This window comes from Candidatus Tumulicola sp. (assembly GCA_036490475.1).
Taxonomy (GTDB): domain Bacteria; phylum Vulcanimicrobiota; class Vulcanimicrobiia; order Vulcanimicrobiales; family Vulcanimicrobiaceae; genus Tumulicola.
This window is the reverse complement of record DASXDT010000005.1, coordinates 434,851-461,850: the sequence shown is the minus strand read 5'-3', so window position 1 is coordinate 461,850 and position 27,000 is coordinate 434,851. Positions and strand designations below refer to the sequence as shown.

The 27,000-nt window shown below is 62.0% G+C and carries 22 protein-coding genes; 8 read left to right on the top strand and 14 right to left on the bottom strand.

Going from position 1 to position 27,000, the window contains the following annotated elements:
* Nucleotide 1: 1 nt before the first annotated feature.
* The 3 genes from VGF98_05755 to VGF98_05745 are packed head-to-tail and all read right to left on the bottom strand — an operon-like array spanning nucleotide 2 to nucleotide 3,175.
* Nucleotides 2–1,051: a hypothetical protein gene (locus VGF98_05755; GenBank protein ID HEY1681120.1), complete on the bottom strand. Its 1,050-nt coding sequence runs from the start codon at nucleotides 1,049–1,051 to the stop codon at nucleotides 2–4.
* Between the two features lie 3 nt (nucleotides 1,052–1,054).
* Nucleotides 1,055–2,122: a hypothetical protein gene (locus tag VGF98_05750; protein ID HEY1681119.1), complete on the bottom strand. Its 1,068-nt coding sequence runs from the start codon at nucleotides 2,120–2,122 to the stop codon at nucleotides 1,055–1,057.
* Nucleotides 2,123–2,125: 3 nt separating this feature from the next.
* Nucleotides 2,126–3,175, bottom strand: a complete 1,050-nt coding sequence (locus VGF98_05745) for a hypothetical protein (protein HEY1681118.1) — start codon at nucleotides 3,173–3,175, stop codon at nucleotides 2,126–2,128.
* Nucleotides 3,176–3,306: 131 nt separating this feature from the next.
* Here VGF98_05745 and msrB point away from each other — a divergent pair, with 131 nt between their 5' ends.
* Nucleotides 3,307–3,711, top strand: coding sequence for a peptide-methionine (R)-S-oxide reductase MsrB (gene msrB, locus VGF98_05740; GenBank protein HEY1681117.1), 405 nt, complete (start codon nucleotides 3,307–3,309; stop codon nucleotides 3,709–3,711).
* On the opposite strand, the gene VGF98_05735 is transcribed toward msrB, so the two are convergent.
* A complete protein-coding gene (locus tag VGF98_05735) occupies nucleotides 3,674–4,051 on the bottom strand; it encodes a hypothetical protein (protein ID HEY1681116.1) in 378 nt (125 codons plus the stop codon). The genes msrB and VGF98_05735 overlap by 38 nt on opposite strands.
* 27 nt (nucleotides 4,052–4,078) lie before the next feature.
* Between VGF98_05735 and VGF98_05730 the strand changes: the two genes are divergently transcribed.
* Nucleotides 4,079–5,023 (top strand): glutathione S-transferase family protein, encoded by a 945-nt coding sequence (locus tag VGF98_05730; protein HEY1681115.1) that lies wholly within the window; start codon nucleotides 4,079–4,081, stop codon nucleotides 5,021–5,023.
* A 45-nt stretch (nucleotides 5,024–5,068) separates the two neighbouring features.
* Nucleotides 5,069–5,713 carry a hypothetical protein gene (locus tag VGF98_05725; GenBank protein ID HEY1681114.1) on the top strand — a complete coding sequence of 215 codons (645 nt, stop codon included), beginning with the start codon at nucleotides 5,069–5,071 and terminating at the stop codon, nucleotides 5,711–5,713.
* Here the strand turns inward: VGF98_05725 and VGF98_05720 are convergent.
* From VGF98_05720 to VGF98_05690, 7 genes are all read right to left on the bottom strand, one after another.
* Nucleotides 5,704–7,173 carry an asparaginase gene (locus VGF98_05720; protein ID HEY1681113.1) on the bottom strand — a complete coding sequence of 490 codons (1,470 nt, stop codon included), beginning with the start codon at nucleotides 7,171–7,173 and terminating at the stop codon, nucleotides 5,704–5,706. The genes VGF98_05725 and VGF98_05720 overlap by 10 nt on opposite strands.
* Nucleotides 7,170–8,777, bottom strand: coding sequence for a peptide ABC transporter substrate-binding protein (locus tag VGF98_05715; GenBank protein HEY1681112.1), 1,608 nt, complete (start codon nucleotides 8,775–8,777; stop codon nucleotides 7,170–7,172). Before VGF98_05715 ends, VGF98_05720 begins: the two co-directional genes overlap by 4 nt.
* Nucleotides 8,774–9,841, bottom strand: a complete 1,068-nt coding sequence (locus tag VGF98_05710) for a hypothetical protein (GenBank protein HEY1681111.1) — start codon at nucleotides 9,839–9,841, stop codon at nucleotides 8,774–8,776. Before VGF98_05710 ends, VGF98_05715 begins: the two co-directional genes overlap by 4 nt.
* Nucleotides 9,838–11,802, bottom strand: coding sequence for a S9 family peptidase (locus VGF98_05705; protein HEY1681110.1), 1,965 nt, complete (start codon nucleotides 11,800–11,802; stop codon nucleotides 9,838–9,840). The genes VGF98_05710 and VGF98_05705 overlap by 4 nt, the downstream gene beginning before the upstream one ends.
* A 9-nt stretch (nucleotides 11,803–11,811) precedes the next feature.
* Nucleotides 11,812–15,534: a TonB-dependent receptor gene (locus VGF98_05700; protein ID HEY1681109.1), complete on the bottom strand. Its 3,723-nt coding sequence runs from the start codon at nucleotides 15,532–15,534 to the stop codon at nucleotides 11,812–11,814.
* A gap of 68 nt (nucleotides 15,535–15,602) precedes the next feature.
* Nucleotides 15,603–18,329 carry an AAA family ATPase gene (locus VGF98_05695; protein ID HEY1681108.1) on the bottom strand — a complete coding sequence of 909 codons (2,727 nt, stop codon included), beginning with the start codon at nucleotides 18,327–18,329 and terminating at the stop codon, nucleotides 15,603–15,605.
* Entirely contained in the window at nucleotides 18,326–18,742 is a 417-nt protein-coding gene (locus tag VGF98_05690) for a hypothetical protein (protein HEY1681107.1), read from the bottom strand. The genes VGF98_05695 and VGF98_05690 overlap by 4 nt, the downstream gene beginning before the upstream one ends.
* A gap of 114 nt (nucleotides 18,743–18,856) precedes the next feature.
* Between VGF98_05690 and VGF98_05685 the strand changes: the two genes are divergently transcribed.
* Entirely contained in the window at nucleotides 18,857–20,203 is a 1,347-nt protein-coding gene (locus tag VGF98_05685; protein ID HEY1681106.1) for an alkaline phosphatase family protein, read from the top strand.
* 7 nt (nucleotides 20,204–20,210) lie between these two features.
* Here the strand turns inward: VGF98_05685 and VGF98_05680 are convergent, their stop codons facing one another.
* The gene (locus VGF98_05680; protein ID HEY1681105.1) at nucleotides 20,211–21,596 is read right to left on the bottom strand and encodes an alkaline phosphatase family protein; all 1,386 of its coding nucleotides are present in this window, start codon (nucleotides 21,594–21,596) and stop codon (nucleotides 20,211–20,213) included.
* Nucleotides 21,597–21,713: 117 nt separating this feature from the next.
* On the opposite strand from VGF98_05680, the gene VGF98_05675 reads away from it, so the two are divergent.
* Nucleotides 21,714–22,190, top strand: a complete 477-nt coding sequence (locus tag VGF98_05675; GenBank protein HEY1681104.1) for a hypothetical protein — start codon at nucleotides 21,714–21,716, stop codon at nucleotides 22,188–22,190.
* Nucleotides 22,187–22,855 carry a TRIC cation channel family protein gene (locus VGF98_05670; protein ID HEY1681103.1) on the top strand — a complete coding sequence of 223 codons (669 nt, stop codon included), beginning with the start codon at nucleotides 22,187–22,189 and terminating at the stop codon, nucleotides 22,853–22,855. The genes VGF98_05675 and VGF98_05670 overlap by 4 nt, the downstream gene beginning before the upstream one ends.
* A 20-nt stretch (nucleotides 22,856–22,875) precedes the next feature.
* Here VGF98_05670 and VGF98_05665 read toward each other — a convergent pair whose 3' ends face one another.
* Nucleotides 22,876–24,165, bottom strand: a complete 1,290-nt coding sequence (locus VGF98_05665) for a TIGR01777 family oxidoreductase (GenBank protein ID HEY1681102.1) — start codon at nucleotides 24,163–24,165, stop codon at nucleotides 22,876–22,878.
* A 96-nt stretch (nucleotides 24,166–24,261) separates the two neighbouring features.
* Here VGF98_05665 and crtI point away from each other — a divergent pair, with 96 nt between their 5' ends.
* Both crtI and VGF98_05655 read left to right on the top strand, forming a co-directional pair.
* A complete protein-coding gene (crtI, locus tag VGF98_05660) occupies nucleotides 24,262–25,734 on the top strand; it encodes a phytoene desaturase family protein (protein HEY1681101.1) in 1,473 nt (490 codons plus the stop codon).
* Complete coding sequence (locus tag VGF98_05655) at nucleotides 25,731–26,564, top strand: phytoene/squalene synthase family protein (protein ID HEY1681100.1); 834 nt, start codon at nucleotides 25,731–25,733, stop codon at nucleotides 26,562–26,564. The genes crtI and VGF98_05655 overlap by 4 nt, the downstream gene beginning before the upstream one ends.
* Here the strand turns inward: VGF98_05655 and VGF98_05650 are convergent.
* Nucleotides 26,537–26,977: a DUF2269 family protein gene (locus VGF98_05650; GenBank protein HEY1681099.1), complete on the bottom strand. Its 441-nt coding sequence runs from the start codon at nucleotides 26,975–26,977 to the stop codon at nucleotides 26,537–26,539. The genes VGF98_05655 and VGF98_05650 overlap by 28 nt on opposite strands.
* Between the last annotated feature and the right edge of the window lie 23 nt (nucleotides 26,978–27,000).

The following is a 27,000-nucleotide window of genomic DNA, read 5'->3' as shown; positions in this document are numbered from 1 at the left end:
GTTACTGCTTGACGACGCTCACGGCCGAACCGATTCCCTCGTCGAGGCCGGTGCTAATGATAAACAAGGGGTTCCCGCCGGCCGGGTACGCGAACACGCCGGTCCCAGCAACGATATATTTACCTTTTACCGTTGCTTGAGGAACGTCGCAATAGCCCGACGCGCACGCGAGTACGGTCGAACCGGTCACGTTTCCGTTGGCCTTAACGTGGTAGAAGGTCGGGCCGGTGAACGTGCCTTGGTCGCCGATGGCCAGGCTCTTGGTTTTGTTCGCCCAGGCGACGGTGCCCGGGAAGCCGATCGTTGCGCCATTCAGCGTGACGATTTTGAACGTACCATTTGCGTATGAGCTGATGGCCGCGTCGAACGAGTTGTCGAAACCGCTGTAATAGAGCTTTCCCGTGCTGCCGTAGTAGGCGATCGAGAAAACCTCGAACATGTTCGGATCCGTAAACTGCCGCGGGCTACCCGAAGCATTTTTGTAAAGGCTGATACCGCCGGCGTTGTCGCTCGTGCTAATGATGTTCGAAACGGCGAGCGTACCGGAAGCCGGATCGACGCCGCAGCCGACAGGGAACTCACCCGGATCCGACAGCGCTTGCATGAACGTGCCGTTGCCGGCGTACTCGTCGATGGTGCTTTTATTCGTGTTCGTAACGAACACGTCGCCGGCTTTGTCCGAGCACATGCCCTGGGGTTCCGAGAGACCCTCGGGAGGCGGGGGAGCCGTGCCGATGTAGGTGCCGGACGGAAAGGTGTAGATCTGAATGTCGTTAACGCCGGAGTCGCTAAGCCACAACGTCTTGACGTTTGCCGCGATCTTGCCGTGAAGCGGATGCGTGCGCAGTTGTGTATTGCTCTCGCGGCGCGGGAACTTCGGGTTAAGGACCGACGTTGTAAATACATGGCCGTGATGCGTTATTCCGGTTGCACCAACTGCCGAATTCGCACCGGGAGCGAGTTGCGAGGCCGCGCCGCTACTGCAACCTGAGAGAAGCGCGGACGCCGCCGCGATGCTCAGTACGTTCTTTGCCGATTGTGCTGGATGCATATGTCAATTTTCTACTCTTAAGACGGAGCTTACCGCCGAACCAATCGGCTGGCCAAAGCCGGTGACGGTAACGAGAGCGTCGCCCCCGGCGGGGTACGGAAAGACACTGGCGACGACCGATTCGGCATCCGGAGCGATGAGGTACTTACCGTTCACCGTCGGTTGTACGACGTCGCAGTAGCCCGAGGAGCACGACAGTCGGGTGATGCCGATCACTTTGCCGTTGGCCCTCACCTGCAAGAAGGCCGGGCCGTTCGGCGCGTCCTGGTCGCCGATCAACAGGCTCTTCGTCTTGTATGCCCACGCGACCGCTCCCGCGAAGCCAAGCGTGTAGCCCTCCAGTATGAACGGCTTGAAGTTACCCTTCACGTACGAGCTAATCTCCGGAAAAAACGAGTTATTGAAGCCGCTGTAGTAAAGCTTTCCCGTGCTACCGTAATAGGCGATGAAGAACACTTCGAACATGTTCGGATCGGTCAGCTGCTGCGGTTTACCCGAAGCGTTTTTGTACAGGCTGATACCGCCGGCGTTGTCGCTGGTGCTGATGATGTTCGAAACGGCGAGCGTACCGGACGAGGGATCGACTGCGCAGCCGGCCGGGTACTCACCCGGGTCCGACAGTGCTTGCATGAACGTGCCGTTTCCAGCGTACTCGTCGATCGTGCTGTTTTCCGTGTTGGCAACGAACACGTTGCCGTTTTTCTCCGAGCACATGCCTTGCGGTTCCGCGAAACCTTCCGGCGGCTGCGGAGCTGAGCCGAGATAGGTGCCGGAGGGATAGGAGTACACCTGAACTACGTTGTCCCCGGCATCGCTGATCCAGAACGTCTTGGTTCTGGCGTCGATCTTTCCGTGAAGAGGGTGCGACTTCGAGAGGTCGCTCTTACGGATCGCGACCTTCGGGTCGAGGATCGAGGTCGTAAGGACGTGGCCGTTATGCATAACCCCGGTCGCGCCAACCGCTGAATTAGCACGCGGAGCGAGTTGCGAAGTTGCGCCGCTGCTGCAACCTGCAAGAAGTGCGGCCGCCGCCGCGATGCTCAGAACGTGCTTTGCCGATTGTGAATCCATGTGTTAGTTCTCGACCGAGCTGACGGCCGAGCCGATCGGCTGGCCAAAACCGGTGACGGTAACGAGGGGGGCGCCGCCGGCCGGGTACGGGTACACCGCTGCATCGAGCGACTCAGCGTCAGGAGCGACGATATACTTGCCCTGCACCGTCAATTGCACGACGTCGCAGTAGCCAGACTTACACGAAAGCTTTGTTTTGCCGATTACTTTGCGGTTAGCTCTAACCTGCAGGTAGGACGTGTCCTGGCCGCCGATGAGCAGGCTCTTGGTCGCGCTCGCCCAGGCGACGTTGCCGTGGGCGATCGATGTTGTGTTTCCTATGAAGACTTTGAACTTACCATTTATGTATGAGTCGATAATTGCGTGGAACGAGTTGTTCGAGGAGCCGCTGTAATAGAGTTTTCCAGTTTTGCCGTAATAGGCGATGGAGACTACTTCGAACATGTTCGGATCGATTAACTGCTGAGGGCTACCCGAGGCGTTTTTGTACAGGCTGATGCCGCCGGCGTTGTCGCTGGTGCTGATGAGGTTCGAAACGGCGAGCGTACCGGACGAGGGATCGACTGCGCAGCCGGCGGGGTACTCACCCGGGTCCGACGGTGCTTTCGCGAACGTACCGTTGGCGGCGTACTCGTCGATCGTGCTGTTTACCGTGTTGGCAACGAACACGTTGCCGTTCTTGTCCGAGCACATGCCTTGCGGTTCCGAGAAACCTTCCGGCGGCTGCGGAGCTGAGCCGAGATAGGTGCCGGAGGGAAAAGTGAAGATCTGGACGGCGTCGTCCCCGGCATCGCTGATCCAGAACGTCTTGGTTCTGGCGTCGATCTTTCCGTGAAGAGGGTGCGACTTCGAGATATCGCTCTTGCGGAGCGCGACCTTCGGGTCGAGGATCGAGGTTGAAACAACGCGGCCGTTATGCAGGATGCCGGTCGCGCCGTCCGCCGAATTCGCTCCCGGAGCGAGTTGCGGGGTTGCGCCGTTGCTGCAACCCGCCAGAAGCGCGGCCGCGGCCGCGATGCTCAAAACCTGTTGTGCCGATCGCGCTACATACATGGGCTATCTCTCATGGGCTATCTCTTTGGGCCTGCCTGCTCTCGGCCATGCAACCGGAAGTGCCGCCGAGGTGCCATCCGGCACGGCCTGGCGTGCATCCCGAAGCGCGCCCCTCGCGGTTTAAGCAGTGTATGATTGAAAAAACCGAACAGCAGTGGCGCGAAGAGCTCGGACCCGAGCGTTATCACGTTCTCCGCGAGGGCGGCACCGAGGCGCCCAATAGCGGCAGTCTTCTGCGCGTCAACGACGAGGGAACCTACATGTGCGGCGCCTGCGGTCAGGCGTTATTCAAGTCGGATTCGAAGTTCGAGTCGCATTGCGGATGGCCCAGTTTCACGCATCCCGGAGAACTCGAGAACGTTCGGCTGCTCAACGACGACAGCCACGGAATGCACCGCACCGAAGTCCGCTGTAAAGCCTGCGATTCGCATCTTGGGCATGTGTTCGACGATGGTCCGGGACCGCGTGGAACCCGCTATTGCATCAACTCGTTATCGCTCAAGTTCCAGCCCGGCGAGGCGTCCGGGACCGCTTAATCAGCACGTCGGTTTCGGCCGGCTTGGACGACGCGACCTCGATGGTGATGTGCCAGTTGCCGCGCGCGTATTCGAACTCCGCGGCCTTGCCGTCGCCGGTAGCGGCCGACATCGTTTGCGATCCGGTCGGCAGGCGTTTGCGGTAGAACGCAACGACTCGGTCGTACGCATCCGTCGTCTGAAATGCGGCGACCGACCGGCCCTCCTTAGTCGTGAAGCTTCCGCCGGCGTCGGCTTGGGCGCCGGGATACACGGGCACGCCGAGGACTACGTCGACGGAGGGTGTCGTTACGGCAGCCACGGTGTGACGCGCGCAGGCTGCCAGACAGGCTGCGACCATCAGCAACCCGACGCGGTTACGGAGACTATGACGGTTTCCGCGCAGTTTCCCGACGAGCAAGGCAATTCGGGGGAGTTTCAGCGTCAAGACGATGCGTTCCGAGGCTGGGTCCGCGCCGATCCGGCCTCCGAATTCCCGGCAGAATCCGGAAGGTACCATCTATACGTGTCGTTGGCGTGCCCGTGGGCACACCGGACGATCATCGTTCGAACGTTGAAGCGGCTCGAAGATGTGATTGGCATGACGATTGTGGATCCGATTCGCGACGAACGTGGGTGGCGCTTCTTCGAACCGGATCCGGTCAACGAATGGCACTTCTTGAGCCAAGCGTACACCTCGAGCGATCCGTCGTACGCGGGCCGCGTGACCGTGCCGGTCTTGTGGGACACGAAGACGCACCGAATCGTCAGCAACTCGGACGACGACATCATGCGCATGTTCGAGACGGAGTTCGACGCATTTGGCGACTCTGGATTGAATCTGTATCCCGCATCGATGCGCGACGAGATCGACCGCTTGAACGACGTGCTGTACGCGACGGTGAACAACGGCGTTTACCGGGCGGGCTTCGCGACTTCGCAACGCGCGTACGAACGCGCGGCATATCGCGTGTTCGAAACGCTCGATGCCATGGATGCCCGCTTGGCCGAACGCCGGTATTTGCTGGGCGACCAACCGCTCGAATGCGACTGGCGCTTTTTCGTAACGCTGGTGCGATTCGATGCGGTATATTTCGGCCATTTCAAATGCAATTTGCGACGGATCGTCGACTTTCCAAATCTCAGCGGCTACGTGCGCGATTTGTACCAAATCGACGGCGTCGCCGAAACCGTTAACCTCGACCACATCAAACGGCACTACTATGCGACGCACGAGCAGATCAACCCGACGCGCATCGTGCCGATCGGGCCGCTGCTCGATTTCGCCGCGCCGCATGGACGGGAGCGCCTTAACACGATTCGCAACGGTTGAACGTTTCTCAGGCAAGATTACGGCGCGGCATCCTACAATGCGCCCATGAGATACCTCTTGCTGGCGCTGACGCTGACGCTTACCATCGCACCGGTGGCCGTTACCGCAGCCGATACTCCCCCGAGCCCGCCCCCGTCCGGAACCTCCTCGCATGCTTGGAAACACGGTAGCTTCGGTGCGTTTATGCAACAGGAGATGCAGTTGCGGCGGCAGTTCCGCTCGCACGCATTGTCCGCGTTATCGACCGATCATCGCAACGCCATCGCCGGAATTATCGGCACGATGGCGGTTTCGGCCAGTCCCGACCCGCGCGCAGCTGCCGCGCAAATCGACGGGGTGTTGAATCAGTCCGAACGCCAGGCAATCCTGTCGGCGCGCGATTCGTTCAAGCAACAAAGCCTCGCTTTGCATCAACAAATGCAGTCGCAAATGGCACAACAAATGCCGGGCGCGCAGAGCTCACCGCGACCGATGCGCACTCCCGGGCCCAGCCGGAACGACCCGGGTAGCATCCTGCTGATGGCGCTCGCTCCCGAATCGGGAATGGGAATGATGCACGGCGGCGGCGGTCCGCACGGCTGGCCGGGTGGTCCTCCGCAAGGTGCTCCGCCGCCTGACGGCGCTGCACCGAACGGCCCCCCGCCGAACGGCGCGCCGCCCGACGGCGGTCCCCCTCCCCCTCAGCCGTAAGCGGCTTCGGAAAACACTCGCGCCAGCGCTTCGATGCCTTGCCGGTCGGCTTCACTAAAACGGCCGACCGACGGGCTATCGATGTCGAGTACTCCGCCGACGCGGTCGCCATCGTAGAAGGGCACGACGATTTCGGAACGCGACGCCGAGTCGCACGCGATGTGATCGGAGAACGCGCGCACATCGTCGACGACCAACGTGCGACGTTGGGAGGCCGCCGCTCCACAGACGCCGCGTCCCGCCGCTAGCCGCGAACACGCAGGCTTTCCGCCGAACGGCCCGAGCACCAGCGTGCCGTCGTCGTGCATGAAGTAAAAGCCCGCCCAATTGATATCCGGAAGTTCGTCGTACACGAACGCGGCAATATTGGCCGCATTGGCGACGATGTCGCGCTCGCCTTCGAGCAGCGCACGCGCTTGACGTTCGAGCAGTTCGTAGGCCGCCGGCTCGCGTTCGGGCAGCGAACGCAGCGCGCCGACGATACGTCCGGCGCGGTTGCGCAACTCGGGCTCCGCAAACGATTGCAACGCCCGTAGGGGTGCATCGCCTGCAATCTGCGTTCGCCGTAGCAGTGCCATCGTCGCGGCCGGCACCGCTCGCCCGTTGCCGTCGACAACTTTTAGCACCGCTCCGACGCGCGCGCGCAATGCGGCCAAACCGTGCACGCCTTCCGCGCCGGACTTCGCCGTCACGTCGCCCTTTGCAACGCGCATCAGGTCGGTATCGAATTCGGCGGTTCCTCCGACGTATTCGGGATGCGCCATCATTGCGTCGCGCACGGTTTTCAGCGCTTGCGCGTCTTGCGGATCGATGCGTTGTAGCGTGGCGAGGCGCGCAAAGGCGGTGGCGGCAACCGTGAGCGGTACCGCAAAAACCGGGATTCCGCAACCATCGACGCCCATCGTCATCGCAGACGTGTCGATGCCGCATATGCGCGCGCAGAACGACAAGATCGCGCGTTGGGCGGGATGATCGCGCTCCAAATACGTTTCGATCGGCGTTTGCATCGCTAGACACAGCCCGAGAATGCCGGCGTGTTTGCCCGAACAATTGTTGTGAATGGCGGTCGGAGACGCGCCCGAGCGTAACAACGCGTGCGCCGACGCTTCGTCGTAGGGAAGATGCGGGCCGCACTGCAATGCCGTTTCCGGCAGGTTCATCTTGTGGAGCATGGAGCGAACGGCGTCGATGTGGAACGGCTCGCCGTTATGCGAACCGGCGACGATCGCGATCTCACGTTGATCGAGGCCGAATTGCTGGGCCACGCCGGCGCGCACGATCGCCGCGGCGATGAACGGCTTGGCGGACGAGCGCAGGAAAACCGGGACGTCCACCGCTCCGACGGCGTCGAGAATGTGGCCCTCATCGTCGGCAACGCACGAAGCGACGCGATGGACCGATTCGATGCCGTCACCACGCACTACGGCGATTGCCGGCGCACCGTCGAGAAGAACCGTCACTGCGACAGCGTCCAATGCCCGACGTTCCAAAACGCTCCGGAAAACGACGTCGTCTGCCCGTGCAATCGATCGGTAAACGCGCCGATTTGCCGCCGCTGATACAGCATTGCGATTGGAAGTTCGCGATATAGCGCTCGCTGTAGCGCGGCATAGATCGTCTTGCGGGCGGTCTGGTCGTAGGTGCGGCGGCCGGCGGAGAGCAGCGCGTCGATTGCGGGATCGCAGATCCGGGATTTGTTGTAGCCGTTGGGCGGCACGTGGTCGCACGCGAACTGGTCGGTCGTGTCCGGATCGTCACCGTTCAAGAAGGGGTAGAGCGCCATTTGAAAATGACCGCCGTATACCGGTCCTCCCATACCCGCCGGAGCGACGAACTGCGTCACGTTGAACTGTTTGATCGACACCCGCACGCCGATGGCGCGCTCTTCCGCCGCGACCGTATTGCCGATGATTTGATCGCCGGGCGTTTGCGCTTGGATAATCAACTGAATGTCGAGTGGATGACCGTCTTTCCCGCGCACACCCGACGGGCCGGTGCGCCAGCCGGCGGCGTCCAGCAGTTTGGATGCATCGCTCGGGTCGTATGGTACGTTGGGATAGGCATGCGGGTCGTAGGCCCACATGAACAACCCTCGAGCGGCATCGCGGCTGGAATACGCGCCGCGGTAGGTTTTTGACACCAGAGATGGGATGTCGAGCGCTTCCGCTAAGGCGTGCCGCACGCGCGGGTCGGCGGTTGCCGGATCGGCGGTATTAAAGATGATCGCACCGACGCCGTTAATCGGATAGCTCGAGATGTACGTGTGCGGGAGCTGCTGCAACTGTGGGAAATTACCGAGGTCCTGGTCGTCGAAATAGCCGTCGATTTCGCCGGTCTGCAGCAGGCTAATGGCCGTATTGGCGTCGGCTACGAAGCGCAGCGTGATGCGATCGATGCGCGGCTTGCCCTGCCAATAGAACGGATTCGAGCGAAGTTCCAAACGGTCGCCGTGAAGCCATCGCATCACGACGTACGGGCCCGAGCCGATCGGCGTAAGCGAAAACGTGTCGTGATTGAAGTTGGCTTCGTTCTGTAACACGTGGCGCGGTAAAATTGGAAAGCCTTGCGGCGCGAGAACCAAGGTGGTCAGCGGCGCGAAGGGCGATCGCAAGTGGAGAACCAGCGTGGTGGGATTCGGCGCCTCGGCAGAGGTTATGCGGTCGTATCCATACCTCGACTGAGCGTTGTTGGCGGGATTTTGGATGGCATGAATCGACCAAACGCAATCGTCCGCGGTGAGCGGCTTGCCGTCGGAAAATCGCAGTCCGGGACGGAGGTGGTACGTGATGGTCAATCCGTCGCGGCTAATGCCGCCGTTGCGAAGCGTCGGCGGTTCGATGGCCGCATCGCCGATCATCCGAGAGTGGTCGTCGAACTTTACCAAATATTGGAAAATCAGCAGACCGAGTTCCATCGACGACGTGCCGTTTTCGAGTGCGGGGTTGAGCGACATCGGCTCGTGCTGTTGCGCGATGACGAGCTCTGCGCGCGTGTAATGCGAATCGTGGCGCGAGCACGCCGCGAGCCCCAGGCAGATCAGCAGAAGCGCGATCGCTCGTTTCACAGATCGTACGGATCCCGGCTATACATCGTTGCGGATGCATTCACTCGAACTTCGGACCACGGGTCCGACGTCGTCTTGGCTGCGAGGTTAAAGGTTTCGAAGTTGCGTCGCACGTGCGAGACTTCGACGCGGTAGACGAACGGCACGCCGCTCCGTATCTTTGCGCTGCCCGGCGCCCGCACGAGATACGCACCGCGCCCGCCGGTCGCATTGATCAGCGTGGCAACGCCGCGGGCATCGACGACGACCGCACTAGCCTGATCGATTCCCAACGCATAGATCGTCGCCGCCCCCGGCATCAGCCCGTCGGTCGCGATACGTGCGAGAAAGACCACGGTGCGTCCGAAGCGATTGCGTACGGCAAAATGCGTGTCGGTCATCGTGTCGCGCAGCGGCGGCCACGAAAACAAGCCGGTGGTGAAGCTGATGCGCGGTTCGAACGGATTGGCGACGGCATCGGCTGTATGCACGTCGGCGTTGAGGCGGTCACCGGCGACCGCATCGAACACCACCGCGCCTTGAATCGCCAAGCCGGCGCTGCCGCCGCCGACGATGCCGCCGCGCGCATAGACCCGTTTGACGGCCGCAATGAGTGCACTGCCCTTCCACACGACGTAATGTGCTTGATCGCCGCCGGCGAAGAAGACGGCGTCGGCGCCGTCGACGATCTTCGCGGCCCGATCCAGATCGGCGCGCGCCGCGCAGGGCGGAATCAGTACCGTTTGCACCGATGCGAAGCGCCCGTCGCTATAAAAGAACGGGTCGTATTCGTTGGCCGATGCCGCGCGCAGCACTACTACGTTACCGGCTCTACCGGCGTCCGTTCCGGCGATCGTGCGCCGCATCCACGCAAAGACGGCCTCCGGAGCTTCTTCGGCGCCGCCGCCCGCTAATACGAGTCCCGGCCCGTGCAGTCGAGGCGTACGCACGTACGTCCCCACTCGCGGATAAACGGTCATCGCACACGGCGAGGCCGCGGGAGCTTGTGCTTGTGCCGCCGGAGCGCCTAGAAAACCGAGAACGCCTGCGACGATCGCCGGCACCGTCAAACGAACGGCGCTCACGGCGCGAGATACCGGTCGAACCACCCTAACCACCTTTCATATGCATCGGCTAACCGCACCGGACCGTTGGGAAGATGCCCGCGACTGGGATAGGCATAAAACGTTACCGGCACGCCGCTGTCGCGCAACGCGTGATACCACTCGTATTGCTCGACGATTGGAACGCGCACGTCGTACACGTTGCCGAGCATCAGCAATGGCGTGCGAACGTTCTTAAAAAACGAGATGGGAGACTGCGCTTGCCACGCGGCGAGCCGATCCCCGACGAACGGCGAATCCGAGAAAGAGGCCCGGTCGGCGTCGATATCGTCGGCGATCGTGTAGTCGACTACCAGATCGTTGACCGCCGCGCCGGTGACCGCGCATTTCCAAATGGGATAGTGCGAGATCATCCACGACGTCATCTGTCCTCCGTACGACCAACCCGAAACGGCAAGCTTCGATGCGTCGACGATTCCGAGGCGTTCCACAGCGGCGATCCCTTCCATCACGTCACGACCCGGCCCAACGCTGGCGTCATTGAAGATCGCCCGTTCGAACGCATTGCCCATGTTGGTGCTACCGCGGTAGTTGGGCGCGAAAACCAGATAGCCGCGCGCGGCGGCGCTTTGATAGAACGGTTCGAACGCCGCCAGCGACGTTTCGGCCGGGCCGCCGTGGATGCGCAACACGAGCGGGTATGTGCGGCCGGGCCGATAGTCCGGCGGATATGTCAAGACGCCGGCTTCTTGGAAACCGTCGCTCGACGTCCACCGTACCGTGGTGGCGCGGCCCAAGTTCCGTTGTGCGAGCGTATCGTTGAAGTGCGTGATTCGTTCGGGGCTCGAGGCACCCGGTGGCAACACATACAACTCATCCGGAAGGCTTGCAGTCTTGCCGGTAAAAGCAATCGTTCCGTCCCGTGCGACGCTTTGTGCCGAGTCGATCGATGCATCGACGATGTCGCCCAGCGGTAATTTACGTGGCGTGCCGCGTTCGTCGAGCGCATACAGCGGACCAGACGTTACGTCGTACACCTTGAGCAGCATCCCGCGCCCGTCGGGATACCACGCGGCGGTATCGACGTGCCGGTCGAGCTGGGACGACGCGTCGCCTTCGTGCGTCGAAAGGTCGACGGTCCGCACCGTCGTGGCAGAAGCCGGATCCCCGTCTCGCGGAAAGAGATACAACAAGCGTTGGCCGGCGGGCGACCACTCGACTTGGTCCTCGTGCGCGTCGTGCGCCGTTAGCGCGCGCGAAACGCCGCTCTTTAGGTCGAGGGCGTAGGCGGCGGAGCGGTCGGATATGCCGTGGATCGCGTTGGGCACGCGCAGATACGCAAGCTCCGCGCCGTCCGGCGACCACGACAGGGTCGAGTTGGCGACGCTCCACGTTCCTTCGGTCAGGCGCCGTTCGCCGCCGCGCACTTGCGCCAGCCAAAGATGGCGCGGTTGCGGACGCGCGGTCGCGAGATAGTCGTTGTCGGTCACTTCAAATGCATCGGCATAGGCTGCCGCGCCGGTGCGCTGCGGCACGGGGTCGGAGCGCACGAATGCGATCGATCGTCCATTCGGCCGCCAAGCGAACGTGACGACACCGGTCGAACCCGCGGTGATGCGCCGTTCGGTGCCGTCGAGCCCGAAGATGTAGAGTTGGTCGCTACCGTTCGCATCGCCGGCGATCGCGGCGATCGAACGTCCGTCGGGCGACCATGCCGGCCCCGAAACGGAGTCGTGTCGCGTCGCCAAGCGCAACGACGTACGAGTCGTTCGATCGTAGACCCAGAGTTCATCGCGGTAGTCGTTGCGTTCGAGCACCGCGCGGGATGCCACGAATGCGACGTGCCGTCCATCGGCCGCGATCGCCGATTGCGTTACGTCGACGATTCGTGCGATGTCGGGCACCGAAAAGTTCGCTGCCGCACGCACGCCCAACGGGAGGGCAACCAGGACCGAACAGGCGGCGACGCAGCGGCGGAGCACGGTGAAGCTCTAGATCTTCAGCTGCAGTTGGAAGTACAGATTGATCGGTAGCGGATAGTTGAACGAGTTGTTGTCGCCGTACGACGGGATGAACGGCTGCGAGAAATACGGATTGAATGCGACGCCGTTGGCCGCCTTGTCGTTCGGGCCCGTGCCGTTGTAGAAGTTGCTATCGTAGAAGATGTTGGGCGAGTAGCCGCAGACGGTGGAGCTGGGCGCGTACTGCCGGCTCCAGGTCGTGCTCGATCCGCCGAAACATTCGTTGACTAAATTCGCGATCGTCACGTTGCCCGCAACGCGCGGCGAGAAATCGTAGTGCAGTTGCAGCCCCATGTTGAACTGCCACGGCTGCGTGAACTGGCCGAACGAATCGAACGTGCCCGTCGTGGGATTCGGAATGTACAGCGAGCCGCTGGGCGTCGCGGCCAATCCGCACGAGGTGTAGTCGGGTGCGTGTGGGTTGACGCCGTGAATGCCGATGCTGCTCTGGGTCGCCGTACACGTGCGCGGGTCGAGTCCTTGGACGTCGGACGGCGCTCCGTAGGCGGCCCCCTGGTTGAGCGTCATGGCAGGCGTAATGGAGAAACGATCGTGTTTATAGTTGAGCACGAGCGCGAAGACGTTCGGAGACGTGTACGGATAATCGAGTCCGGTAACGTACCAGGCGCTAGGATCGAGCAGCGGCTGCGGCGCCATATTGTAGTACGGGTTAGCGATCGCGTTGTTGTGACAGTTCGGCGCGGGACGTCCGCTGCGATTGTCGCGGTAACACGGAGCGCCGCCGCCGGCTTTGGTCAACGCGTTGTATTCCTGAATGTATTGATTGTACGGCGAGACGGCGTTCACGCCGATGCCCTGAAAGTCGTTCCACTTCTCCTTGGTGTAGAGGTACGTGTAGGAGAAGATGCCGGCTAAACCGTTCTTCGAAAAATCACCTTTGGCCAGTTGAAACTCGACGCCGTAGCTAATCTGCGTCCCCGCATTGAGCGCCGGCGACGCCAGCAGCGTCGGAATATAGATGTTTTCATCGAGCTGCTGCGTCGCGAAGCGATAGTACGGCGTTACTTTTACCGAGGTGTCGGTCCCGTGAAAATGATGCTCGTACGAGAAGTCGTAGTTGTTAGAAAACTGCGCCTGCGCGTTGTGAAACGGCGTCGTGAAGCCGTACGGCAAGAAGCCGAGGATCTCGGATGCGAGATTCTCTTCCAAGCTGTCGTACTGCACTTCGTAGTTTTGCGGCTCTTGTGCGTAGCGTCCGGCCGACGCGCGCAACACCGTGTCTGGGTTGACCGTGTAGGTGAGGCCGATCCGCGGCTGCCAATAGTTTTGTACGTAGGTCGATGGGTATTGGTTCGAAAGCAGCAAGTGGCCGTTCTTGCCATCGGGGTGAACCGTCTGCACCGGCGTACCGCTCGACTTGTCAATTGGGCAGACGAACCCGACGTACGGTTCGATGATGGAGTCGTTCTGCGGTGCTTCCGGCTTGAGAACCGGTTCGAACGTCAGCGGATTGTAGCAAAACTCGCGTTGCGCGGCCGCAAACCAGAAGTTCTTGCCGGGCGTATCGGTGTTATCGAGTGTGAACTGATCGTCGGCATATTTGAGGGCGAGGCTGATGTCGAGCTTATCGTTCGGGCGAAATTCATCCGATATGGAGGCATCGACGAACTGCGGGACGACTTGATTGAGCTCGCCCTGATTGCCGGTGTAGGTGAGCTGAAACAGCGCGCCCGCCTTGCAGGCAGGAGAACTCGCGCCAACGTTTCCGGTGGCGCACGGGTTGCCGTTCCAGTTGCCTCTTCCGGACGGATCTTCGAACGTGCCTTGCGTGATCGGTGCGTTACACGGCGCCACCTCGCCTTTGCTGAAATGCTCCTTGCCGACGTTGCCATTTTCGAAGGCGAAACACTCCGAACCGTTGGTGAAGTTGCTCACTTGTTGGCTCGCCGTATTTAAGTAGTTATCGTTGTTCAAGCGCAACGTCGTCGAAGTGATATAGTTGAGGTTCGCGCTCAATAGGTTCGTTGCGTTGATCTGGTCGCCAAGGTCGGCTTGAATGCCGCGCGTGTGCCCGTCGACTTCGTAGTCGTAGTTCGTGGCGCCGTAACCGCTGCCGATACCGCGACGGCTCGCGCCGCTGCGATTCGTATCGGAATAGAACGAGTAGCCGAAGACCCGAAGATAGGCGTTGCTTCCGAAATTCTTCTGATACTGTAGTTTGAAAATGTTGGCGGTGTCCCACCGGCCGTCGCGATAATCGTTGGGTAACAGCGCGTAGTCGCCATCCCCAATATTACAAGCATTCGGGACGCCGCTGACGTTCGCGCAGCGGTCGGTCGGCGAGCCCGGAAAGAGGTAGGCGATCTGTTGCGTCTTTGCCGGCGCAAGGAACTGCGTGCCACCTGGAAAGGTGTAATAGTCCGGCCAATGCGGCGGTGCGCAATGCGAGAAATCGCACTGCTGCAGCAGTCCTTGGGCGAGGGGCAAGCCACCGTCGTCGACGCCACTATAATATTGCCGAAACTGCGCCGAGGAGGTGTACAAAACTTGCACGTCGTCGCGGCCGGCGTCGTTGTGATGCGGGATACCGAAGTGCATGTTCGCGACGATCTCGCGGCCCGCGATGTAGGAAACTTCGCTATAGTTGGAGCCGAACGCTGAGAAGCAGCCCGGATCGTCGCTCAGAAACTTGGCCGCCGGGTTGGTGTACGACGCATTCGTATTGCACGTCGGGTATACCGCCGGATAAAAATCCAGCTCGGTCGTGAGATTGCTTGGGCCGGCGCCGTACGGAAAATCGCTCATGAGGTCGCCGCCGTTGTACTGCGTGAGATAGCGAAAATCTTGATTGTAACCGCTAGCCCCGACATAGTACGAGAAGAGACGATCGGGCGTCGCGCCGCCGGTTTCGAACGAAACGTCGTGATAGAACGTCGGTGAGCCGACCGATCCCGAAACGTTGGCGTAGCCGGGAAACGTACCGGTCTTGACGACCTGGTTGATAAACCCGGCCAAGCCGGTAGCGTTGGCGCTCGCTCCGCCTCCGCCGGCATAAATCTGCAGCTCTTGTTGGCCGAGCGTGGAGGCCGAATGCGCGGGATAGTTGTCGAACGAGCGATTGACCGGAACGCCGTCGTATTCGTAGCCGATTTGGTCGTAGTAACCGCCGCGAATGTAGACCGTCTGGTTGACGCCCATTTGGCCGTTGGGCACGTAGGCGCCCGGCATGGCGGCGATCGCCGAGTACACGTTGTTCAGTCCGCCGCCGCCGCCGATCGGTGCTGCCGCTTTGGTGACCGCCGGATTGACCGAATACACGTCGGTGATCGTTCCCGGCCGCACTTCGCTCAAGGACGAGCGCGATTGAACCGTAGCGATCGTTTTTAGGCTCTTGTTGAGTTTGAACGACAGCGTTTGCGCTTGATCGGCAAAGATGCTCAGGCCGCTGGCCGAGAGCGGTTCGAAGCCGGTGTGGTCGATCGTTATGACGTACGTGTCGGGTGCCAGAGAGAGGAAGATGAACCGGCCGCTGGCGTCGGTGTGGGTCGAGGCCACCTGGGACGGGCTCGTCATCCGCACGACGGCACCGGCGATGGGTTCGTCGTTAGCAGACGAGACGACGCTCCCCGCTAAACTGCCGGTCGTACCGGCATTGACGGGAACGCACAGTACCCAAGAAACGGCAATCACCGCGGCAATCCAACGGCGCGCCACCAAACATAGCTTGACCATCGTGCTCCTCCTCCGGTCTTGCGCGAATTATACGGAGAGCGGCGGCCGAACGCTATCCCGGGATTCCGCTATTGCGGTGGCAGTCTCCCCACGCGAGCTGCCAAAGCCGCGCGCGAACGCAGGCCCAAACGCGCGAAAATGCTCGACAGATGATGTTCGACGGTGTGCTCGCTGATATTCAGCCGTTGGGCGATGACGCGATTGGTGACTCCTTCGGCCACGAGTTCGGCGATCTGGCGCTGCCGCGGGCTCAGACTATCGGCCCGGGACTTGCTCTCGTCGCACGCGACCGGTGCCAATCGGTCGGCGTCGCGGACATCGCCCATCGCTACATACGCTGCATACGCGCTACCCGCGTTTCCGGCCATCTCGAGCGCGCGGGCCCGCGCTAGGTTCCAGCCGAGACGTCCGAACTGCGCCGCCGCCGACGAAGCGCTACGGGCCGCGCGAGGCGAACCGCTCGGCTCGACGGCGGCATGCAGCATGAGGCGGCACGCACGCAGTACCGCCGGCCTCGTCCAGCTCCGCTGCAGCGCGGCGCCGGCCCAGTCGCGCTCGACCTGGCCGCCGTTCGCGATGACGTGCAGCACCAGGGCGACGCAACGGTGCGGCGTTCCGATCGTCTCGATGGCTGCGATCGTATCCCGCACGATCCGGCGCGCTTCCTCGAGCGCGCCCTGGGCGGAGCGTAATTCTGCGAACGCGGCGCCGACGGCGGAGATACGTTGCACCTCGCCCGAACGGCGCGCAAGCTCGAGCGCTTCGTCACGGGCGCAGGCGTCGAGAAGGCGGCGGTCGTTTAGCAGCAACGCCAGCGGAATTCCGACAGCCGCTGCCTTGGTGCGAAACGTCGCGGTCGTGACGCCACTTTCGATCGCTTCCCACGCAACCGTGCGCGCTCGACGCAGGTCGCCCGACAGCGTTAAGGTCTGCGCAAAATTGAGCGCCGAGTAGGCGATTCGCCACGGCATGCTTGTGCGCCGAGCCTCGGCCAGAGCGATCTCATGGCGCCGGATCGCCGCTGGGATCGCGCCGAGTTCGGCCGCGACCAACGCGCAGTTGTTCTCGATCTGGACGATCGCTTCGCTATTGCGGCCGGCTTGCGCCAGGCGGGACGCGGTCGCACAGTCGAGCAACGCCGTTGCCGAGTTCCCGAGCGCGGCGCCGGCTTCGGCGCGTATCTCATAAAAACTGGCGTTGGCCGGAATCTCGAGCGACCCACCGAGCCCGTGCGCCGCTTGCAACTCAACATGCGCGGTGGCGGCGTCGCCCAACGTGATTGCAAAGCGCGCCAGCGACAGATGTGCCTCTAGTGCTTCGGCCGGACGCTGCAGAGGCGCGAGGCGCTCGACTGCCGTGCGCGCCGCTGCCATGCTTTCGTCCGTGCGCGCATCCACCCAATGTTGATCGGCCGTCCGCAGAAGCGCGCGCGCTGCGGCGACGTAATCGCCTGCCGCTTCCCATTCCTGGCGTCCGCGATCGAACCATGAGGCCGGCTCCTCACCACAGCCCTCGATGTACAGCAATGTGCCGAAGCGTTCGAACGCTGCCGCGCGTTCTTCGCCCGCCGGATATTCCCATTGTAAGGCACTCGCGTAGAAGCCGATCGCGTCGCGATACGCATACACGTTCCAGGCGGATTCTCCGGCGCGTTCGTTATACGCGCGCGCCTTATCGGCAACGCGCGCCTTCGACCAATGGTAGGCGAGGGCGGCCACGTTCGACGGATCGGATGCTTCGAGCGCTGCCGCGATGCGCGCGTGCAACGGAGCGGCCAAACCGACCACCAGTCGATCGGCCAACGCTTGACGGATCAACGCATGCCGAAATCGGAAACCGTTCGGGTTAACGGAATCGGTCACCACGACATGCGCCTCGACGGCTCGTTGCAACGTCTCCAGCGCTGTCTCGATCGTGACGCCCGCGATGTTGGCGACGAAAGCGGCGTCGAACTCGCGACCGACGATCGCCGCTCGAACCAACAACGAGCGGTCGCGTTCTGAGAGCGGGGCAAAGCGTTGGCTGAGCACGGCGTCGACCGACACCGGCGAATCCGTGGCGAGATTCAAGCGCCCGTCTTCGGCGATGTTCGAAAGCTCTTCGGCAAAAAGCGGATTGCCTTCGGAGAGCCGCTCGATCTGTCCGACGACGCCGGCATTCGGCAAACGATGCGCGAGACGCGCCGTTACTAAACAACGAATCTCGTTGCGCGAAAGGCCGCGCAAGCGAATCGTCGCCACGCGGCTGCGCGTCGCGTGCAAACGAAATGCCGCGAGGCCGGCGTTGGTCGCCGCGTCTTCGGTGCGCATCGACACCAATACCAACACGCGCGCTTCGCCGAGTCCGTGCATTAAATACGACAGCAATTCGAGCGTACCGGAGTCGGCCCACTGAACGTCCTCGACCACGGCGACGAGCGGCTTTTTTTGCGCGACGCGTTGTAGGATGCCGGCGCTGGCGGCTAAGAAAGCGGCTTTATCCTCAATGTCGCCGCGATCCCGATGCGGATCGAAGGCGCGTGCGGCGGCGCGTTGGTCGACCGCCGAGAGCATCGCGAAAAACGGGAGATACGGGCTTCGGACTTGCTCGCTGCACCAACCGCGTGCTACCGTCGCGCCATCGCCCAACGCGGCAGTGAACTCATCGATCAAACGCGATTTGCCGATGCCGGCGTCGCCTTCCACCGGAACGAAACTTGGGCGTCCCTCGCTCGCGCGTTCGAACGCTTCTTGTAAAAAGTCGAGTTCGTCGCGGCGTCCGACGAACGTTTGCCCCGGACGGATGGCCGGAATCATTCGGGAAGGCTCCAAACCGCCCACGCGGCGAGCGCGACTGCGACGGCATCTTCGATTGCTGCAGCCGGGACCGGTCCGATCGCCTCCGCCGCGGCGCGCCGCGCGGCTAACCCCGCGAATGCGCCGCCGAGCGCGAACACGCCACCGACCAACGCGTAACCGACGCGCGATCCCGGCTTGCCAATCGCATACGCGACGCGGCCGCCCCCGAAGAGACGCGCGATCAACGGCAGCGGCGTCGTGCGGTCGGGAGCCCGCGGGGAGAGATCGGCGGCAAATTCGCCGAGCGCGCACGCCGCAGAGATGAAGGACCGAGCGCCGCGTCGCCTTGCTATGGAAAGCACGGCCCAAGCAGTCTGCGAGCGCAATCCGACCGATACACCGAGGGCGGCCGCGGCGACGAAGCGCTTCATCGCTGCGTTGTCTTACCGGAGCGCGTACGCTTGCAGCCGGGTCCAGGACCACCGAGTCCGCCCCGCGTACGTTGCTCCATCGTTCTTATCTCGTACGAATATAGGGGATTCATAATGTATTTACGCTTCGCGTTATGCGGCGTGCTGGCCGGGGCAATCTCGTTGAGCGCATGCTCGGCGAACTCTCCATCCCCAGTGCCCTTCGCCGGACAAGGGAACATTGCTTCGCCGCCGACGTCGAGCGGCTCCGGGAAAATCAAACACGTCATCATCATCGTTCAAGAGAACCGCTCGGTGAACAATTTGTTCCAGGGTTTCCCCGGTGCCGATACGGTTCCGTCCGGAAAAGACTCCACGGGACAGACGATCCAGTTGAAGCCGGTCAGCCTGGCGACGCAATACGTTATCGACCATTCCGCAGCGGCGATGTTTGCGGCGTGCAACGCGCCCAAAGGCGATCTCCCCGGAACGCATTGCCGGATGAATGGATTCAATAATGAAGAGTCGTTCGGCGGACCGGCCAACCCCGAATACGTCTACGTGCCGCATACCGATTCGAAGCCGTATTTCGACATGGCGCACGAGTGGACGCTCGGCACGCGCTTCTTTACGTCGCAACTCGACGAAAGCTTCGTCTCGCATCAGTACATCATCGCCGGACAAGCGCAGAGCAGCGTCGATCTTCCCTATGGCTATTGGGGTTGCAAAGGCGGTTCGAGCGACACCGTTAGCACGCTGACCCAAAAACGCACCTACGGACCCCAGCAGGTCGCCTGCTTCGATTATACGACGCTGGGTGACGAGCTGGATGCGGCCAAGCTTACGTGGCGTTTCTACACCAGCTCCATCACCGGCGACGATGGCGGCGGGGAGTGGTCGGCCTATCAGGCAGTCAAACATATCTACAACGGGCCGGATTGGAAAAACGACGTCATCACGCCGCAAAAGCAGTTCTTGACCGACGTCCCCAAAGGCATACTTTCAAACGTCACCTGGATCACGCCGACGTGCGTGGATTCCGATCACGTCAACTGTGGCGGCGGATTCGGACCGTCGTGGGTGACGTCGCTGGTCAACGTGGTGGGCGAGAGTAAGTTTTGGGATTCGACCGCGATCTTCGTCTTCTGGGACGACTGGGGCGGACTCTACGATCCGATTGCCCCGCCGATGGAAGATTACGATGGCTTGGGCATTCGTACCGGACTGCTCGTCATCTCGCCGTACGCCAAGAAGAACTACGTCTCGAAAGTGCAATACGAGCACGGCAGCATCTTGAAGTTTGCCGAAGACGTCTTCGGACTTCCCCGCCTATCGGCGAGCGACACGCGCGCAAACTCGCCCGCGTCTGACGCCTTCGATTTTAATCAGGCGCCGCGCAAGTTCGTTCCGATCGCCGCACCCAAGAACCGCAAGTTCTTCTTGCAGCAGATCGACGATGGACGACCGCCCGACTACGAGTAGCCCGCAGCTATTCGTTGTCGACCGCCCGCGGATCGAGCGCTTGCGTTAGAAAGTAGCTTTCATCGTGCGGAGCGCTAATCGGCACGAACGCCCGAGGCTTCTGCTTGAAATCGAAGCAGTCGGCCTCGGGCGACGTGGCGCGCGAATCGCTGGCTGCCAATCGCCCGAGACCGAACTGATCCTCGACGAAACGTAAGATGCTGCCGTGCTCGTACTGGACGTGCGACACGTAGCCTTTCTTTGCATACGGAGAAACGATCAACAAGGGCACGCGGATCCCGAGACCGTCGTAGTCGACTTTTTTGGGCGGCACGTGATCGTACCAGCCGCCGTACTCGTCCCAAAAGACGAAGATCGCGGTCGAATCCCAATACGTGCTCTCGCCGACCGCATTCACAAGCGACGTCACCCAGGATGGCCCGGTCGAGCTGCCGCAACCGGCGTGATCGGAATTCTCGCACGTTGGCGTCACCCAGCTCACGGTTCGGAGTTGGCCGTTTGCGACGTCCTTCAGGAAGCGCGTCTGCGGACGAATTACGTCGGCTTTCCAATCCGGGCCATAGCGTATGTGCTTGATGGCTTGATACGCATTCCAAATATTGCCGTCGCCGTACACGCCGGCCGTATAATAGCCCCAGCTCAACTTCGCTGCATCCAATTCGTCGCCGAGCGTCTGACTATCCATACATACCGGAATATAGTTGTTGGTGATAACGCGTTGCTGATCGATCGTGTTGACCACGTCGGTCTTACCGCCATCGCATCCCCACAGGTTCGTCGGATAATCGACGGTCGAGTTGGCTTGGCCGGCAATGATGTATTGATGCGATACGAAGCTGCTGGCGTCGAACTCCGAGGTAAACATGCGGTCACCGAAGACGTACTGTTGCGCCATATCGAAATACGGCTTCGACTCCGAATGCGGCACGTATCCGTATTGTGGATTGCCGGCCGGGCAATGTCCCGGGCCGAGGCCCTGACATTCCAGCGATTCGCGATTGAAACCGTCCATCTTACAATGCGTTCCGGGGAACGATCCCTGACCGTCGCAGGCTTGGAAGTAGGATCGCGCGCTGTGATCGATGTCCCACTCGTCGGCCAGCGACCTCGGAATCAGCTTGACCTTTTTCCCTTTGCTCGTGTAACCGTATGACTGCGTGTCGGCGCCGGGTAAACCTTGAAAGAGATTGTCGACGCTGCGATTTTCTTGAATGATAATGACGACATGCTGAATTTTACCGCTTATGCGCGGCCGGACGTTGGCTTGATACGCCTCGATCGGTGCTTGCGTTCCGGCCGACGGCAAGCCGGAGCCGGATCCCGCGCACGCGGCCAACGCCAATGCGAACGCGATGCTTGCCGGCTGCCGCGCGCGGCCGAACGATGCCTGCATGAAACCTCCGGGCGTTTCGAGGAACGATAACGACGATCTATCGAGTACGACGTAGAGGCGTAAACCCCTCAACGTTGGCGCAGGTAGCGGCCAGGCTGCCCCTTGAAGCAACCGCTCATGACGGTCGATTGGGTCCGCAGTACGATCTTCATCGCGCTTGCCACGCTAACGATCGCTCTGGCGTATCTCGTGCAGCGAAAAGAGCGCGTGCAGCCGCTGCGCACCATATGGGTTTGGCCGGTTGCGTATACGTTGCTGGCGGCACGTGCGATCCTGACCCACGGTTCGTTGGACGCACGCTCGGTTCAGTGGATGATCGTCGCCGGAGTCGTAGGCCTCGCGCTCGGCATCGCGCGCGGCTTCGCATTCGACGTGCGAACGGGCGAGAAGCCCGGTACGCTGATTTTGCGCCCGACGCTTCTCAGCGGCGGCATCTTTTTAATTGCACTGATCTATAACGAATACCAACACGTGTTTCGTTGGGGCGATCCAAGTTTAGAACGCATCGCGCGATCGCTGCTCGTATTGACCGCTGCGAACTCGATCGCCGTGAATCTCGCGCGGCTGGCTAACTGGAAACGCTCGGGACGGTGAGCGCGCAGCAGTTCCAACTGCCGGCGTTTTTCGATATCGGCGCGACGTTTATTTGGGCGATCACCGGTGCCGGTTTGGGCGTTCGCAAGGGGTACGACGTCACCGGCGTGTTCGTTATGGCATTCGTTTCGGCGTTAGGCGGCGGTCTGTTACGTGACGGCATTTTCTTGCAGCACGGCCCTCCCGAAGCCGTGCGCCAGCCAGCGTACCTATTGACCGTAGTGGTCGGCGCGATCGCTGGAGGCTGGATCGCCATACGAGCCGGCGGACGGACGCCGTCGGCACGTTTTACCGCGATGACGTCGCTGGTCGACGCGGTCGGTTTGGGCGCGTACACATGCGTCGGCGCGCAGATGTCGCTGGTAGCCGGACTCAGTTATCCGGCGGCCATCTTCATCGGTGTAGTCAATGGTTGCGGCGGCGGTCTATTGCGGGACGTGCTGGTCAACGAAATTTGGATGTTGCCCGGACAACTGCTTGCAGTGGTCGCCTTCGCCGGCGCGCTGGTGTTTTGCGGAATCGCCGGCTTGACACATGCCGGCGTCGAGACCGCGGCGTGGATCGCGATCGCGCTAACGACCGCGATCCGGTTGCTCGCAATCCGATTCGATTGGCGAACCAAAGCGCTGCTCCCGAAGACGACCAGCTCGTTACCGCCGCGCTAACCGCGCGGCTTGCCACGGCGTTATGCCGCTCCGAACCGCTGCCGAATGATGCGCGCACGAAAATCGAAAATCGCCTCGACGTCTCGCCGCACGAAGCCTTCGACGATCGTTGAGAACGGATACAACGGTAACGCGTAATCGACTGCGTCGTGCATGATGGTCGCGCCGTCACGCACTTCGAACGTGTGCCGGTGTTCCCATAGAGCGTACGGACCGCGCAACTGCACGTCGACGAACTCGTGGGGCGGCTGCCACTTTGCGATCAGCGTGATCCATCCAAATGGGACGCCGTGCAATCGCAGGCGATAGCGAATCGAACTACCCGCCGCGAGATTGCCCGATTGGGATTCTAATTCGAATCGCAGCGCAGGCGGTGTGATCGCCTCGAGATTTTCTGCACGAGCGAAGAAGGCGAACACGTCGGCGATCGGGGCGTGAATCGTCTGCCGGCGACGTAGCGTGCGGACGAGCCGGCTTTGTCGCGACGGGGCCAAGAGCGATTGAACGGCCGACTCGAGCCGTGTGTGCACCCATTCGAATCCCGCCGCTTGCGCTCGCGACGGCAACACCAACTGACTCGCCAGCAACGTCGTCGCGAACTCGCCCAGTACGAGCCGAAGAATTGGTGACGGCGCCCACGCCAAGGCGGGGCGGCGAATCGCGGCACCGATCGCTTGGGATAATCTTGCCGAGGTTGCGTAGTCGGGCGCAACCGCATTGAACGCGCCGCTCCAACCCTTTTCGATGGCGGCGAGATAGAGCGCGCAGAGATCGTCGATGTGAATCCACGGCACGAACTGACGACCGCTGCCGAGTGGCCCACCTGCGCCGTAACGGAACGGGGCGGCCATACGCGGGAGCGCGCCACCGTCGCGACCGAGCACGACCGCGGTACGAAGAATGACCGTGCGAATGCCAAGCGCGCTCGCTCGCGACGCCTCGCGTTCCCACGCAACGCAAACGGCCGCGAGAAATCCCGTACCGTGCGCGGAGCGTTCGTCCAGCGGTTCGATTCCGCGGTCGCCGTAGAAGCCCACGGCCGACGCTGCGATCAGCGCCTTTGGCGAGTGCGTCGCGCGGCCCATCGCTTCGACCAACTTGTGGGTGGTATCGACGCGCGACCGTACGATCGCATCTTTCTTGGCCGGAGTCCATCGGCCGTCGATCGGCTCGCCGGCCAGGTGGACGACCGCATCGAGGTTTTCGACGTCGGCCGGTCGCGGATCGCGCGAGATCGGCCGCACGACCCAGCCGCGAGCGTGGGCGTGCCGGCGTAGGGCGTTTCCTATGAATCCCGTCGATCCGGTCATTCCGATCAGCATCTGGCTCTGATACCCATTTATCGGCCGAGGCGTTTGCCTTGGACAAAACATGGACAAGAAGCGATCCATGAGGTCTCCATGGCTGTGAGCCGACGGAAAAAAGCGTTGGTGGTGGGTGCGGGAGTCGCCGGTTTAACGGCGGCCGCGCTACTGGCTTATTCCGGATACGAAACGACCGTTGTCGAGCGCTCGGCGTCGCCGGGCGGGCGGGCCGGCCGCATGGAGCGGGACGGATTCTCATTCGATCTCGGCCCGACGCTGCTGTTTATGCCCGATGTGTTCCGGTCGGCGTTTGCCGCGTGCGGCGCGGATTTCGACCGCGAGGTCCCGTTGGAACGCGTGTCGCCCAACTATCGATTGCACTTCGTGGACGGCCGCACGCTGACGATCGGATCGTCGCTGCCGGAAACGATCGATGCGCTGGAACGATTCGAGCCCGGAAGCTCCGGCGGTTTGCTGCATTACCTCGCGGGTTGCGCGCTCGCATACGATGTTTCACGCCGGCATCTCGTCGGCACGCGTATGCGCGGCGTCCGAAGCCTGCTCGCACCGGCAGTGCTGTCTGCACTCGTTCGGTCCGGAGCGTTTCGCTCATTGCGACGGACTGCCGAGCGCGCGTTTCGATCCGGTACTGTGGCCGCCGCGTTGTCGTTCCAAACGATGTACCTCGGTATGTCGCCATATGCGTCGCCCGAACTGTATCGCTTGCTGTTCTTCACCGAGATGGGCGAAGGCATATTCTTCCCACGCGGCGGCATCTACATGCTGGTCCGAGCGCTCGAACGTCTGGCGCTTTCGTGCGGTGCCAAAATCGAGTATTCGACGACGGTGCGCGGCGTGGTGGAGGGCGGCCGAGGCGTGCGCGCCGTCACGAGCGACCGCGGAGAGATTGCGTGCGATGTGGCGCTGTTCTCCGCCGACTTGCCCTACGTGTACGCGTCGTTGCTTAACGAACCACGGCATCGATCGACCGGGATGCGTCATACGCCTTCGGCATTGTTGATCTACGCCGCTTTGGAACGCTCGTACGACGGCGTCGCGCATCACGAGTTTTTAATGCCGGCCGACTTGCGCGCGACCTGCGATGATATCTTCGCTCGGCGGCGATTCCCGCGCGACCCGGCGATCTATTTGGCCGCGCCGTCCGCGACGGACGCGTCGATGGCGCCGGCCGGAGAAGAAGCGCTGTACGTCTTGGTGCCGGTCCCTAACGCCGACGGCGCGACGGATTGGAAGTCACAAACCGCCGAGAAGGTCGACGGAATTCTGAAAACGATCGAACGCCGTCGCTTTCCCGGCCTACGCGGGCGAATTCGCTGGATGGACGTGCGCACGCCGCAGCATTTTCTCGAAGAGTTGAACTGCTCTCGGGGTTCGGCGTTCGGGCTGTCCCACGATTTACTACAGATTGGTCCGTTGCGGCCCGACACGCGTCACCGTCGTTTACGTAACGTGTATTTTGCCGGCGCGAGCACGCGGCCCGCGACCGGATTGCCATTGGTAACGTTAAGCGCGATGCAGACGGTCGAGCGTATTTGCGAGGAGATTCCAGCATGAGCCGCGAGAGAAGCGCCGCCTACTGTCGTAGCGTCATGCGGCATCACGCCCGCAGCTTTTATTTTGCCACGAGGTTGCTGCCGCCCGCAAAACGCGACGCGATTGAAGCGCTATACGCCTTTTTCCGTTGCGTCGACGACGCTGCCGACGAAGGACATGCCTCCAACGCAACGCGGCGAGCGCGAATACAGACTTTTCGTACGGCGGTGGAATCGTTGCATGGCGGTCCGGATGCGTGCGAGGAGCCGTGGTTTGACGCGTTAGCGCGCGCATATATGCGCTACGCAATCGATCGACGGCCGTTGCTCGAACTGATCGATGGATGCGAAAGCGACCTCGGAACGGTCGACATCGCGACCATGAACGATCTCGAAACGTACGCACGCGCGGTGGCCGGAACCGTCGGGCGAAGCGTGGTTCCGATCCTCGGAGCAACCGGGGCCGATGCATTGGCGCTGGGCGAGCGATTGGGCGTCGCCATGCAACTCACCAACGTGCTGCGCGACGTCGACGACGACGAGCGACAGGGGAGAAACTATCTGCCGCTTCGCGAGTTCCCGGGCGCCGGCGGTACCGAAGCGATGCGTGCGGTCGCGGCCCACGCGCGACGGCAGTACGCCGCCGGGCGTGCGTTGGTTCGCCGCGTTCCAAACGACGGATCGCGGGCCGCGCTGCTGATGGCGGCGACGTTTTACGAGGGTATTCTCGCGCGAATCGAGCGGCGCGGGTTCGACCGAGCGGGACGGGCGTTCGTGGGTGGTGCCGCCAAGTGGGGCTTGGCTGCGAAGTGCGTCGTTAGCGCCTATACCGGCTTGGCGATCATCAAGTAAATGACCGCAAATAGCACGGCCGTTACCGTCCAGCCGACGACGTTCCACGCGACGAACAGATTGCGCGCCGGATTACCGCGGCGCGTCGAAATTAGGAGACGGATTTCGATCGGAACCAGCACCGCGATCCAGACGATGCCCGAAACGGCCACCGCGATCAGCGCCTCCCGCAGCCAACGCGTGGCCGCGACGTCGAGGTGCAATGCCTGCGCGAGCAACAATCCTGTTACGACGACCGCACTACCGAAGACGAGCGTGAAGACCGCGTCGGTAAATACAATTTCGCGCGCTGCAAATGCGGCGAGGTTGCGATCGCGGCTCGTAAACGCGCGCAACGCCCAGACGCCGGTAATCGCGAAGTTTCCGAGCCACAGCACCGCCGATGCGACGTGCAGCGTAATCAGCCACGCCATCGAGCGCGCCTTCGGTGCGCGGG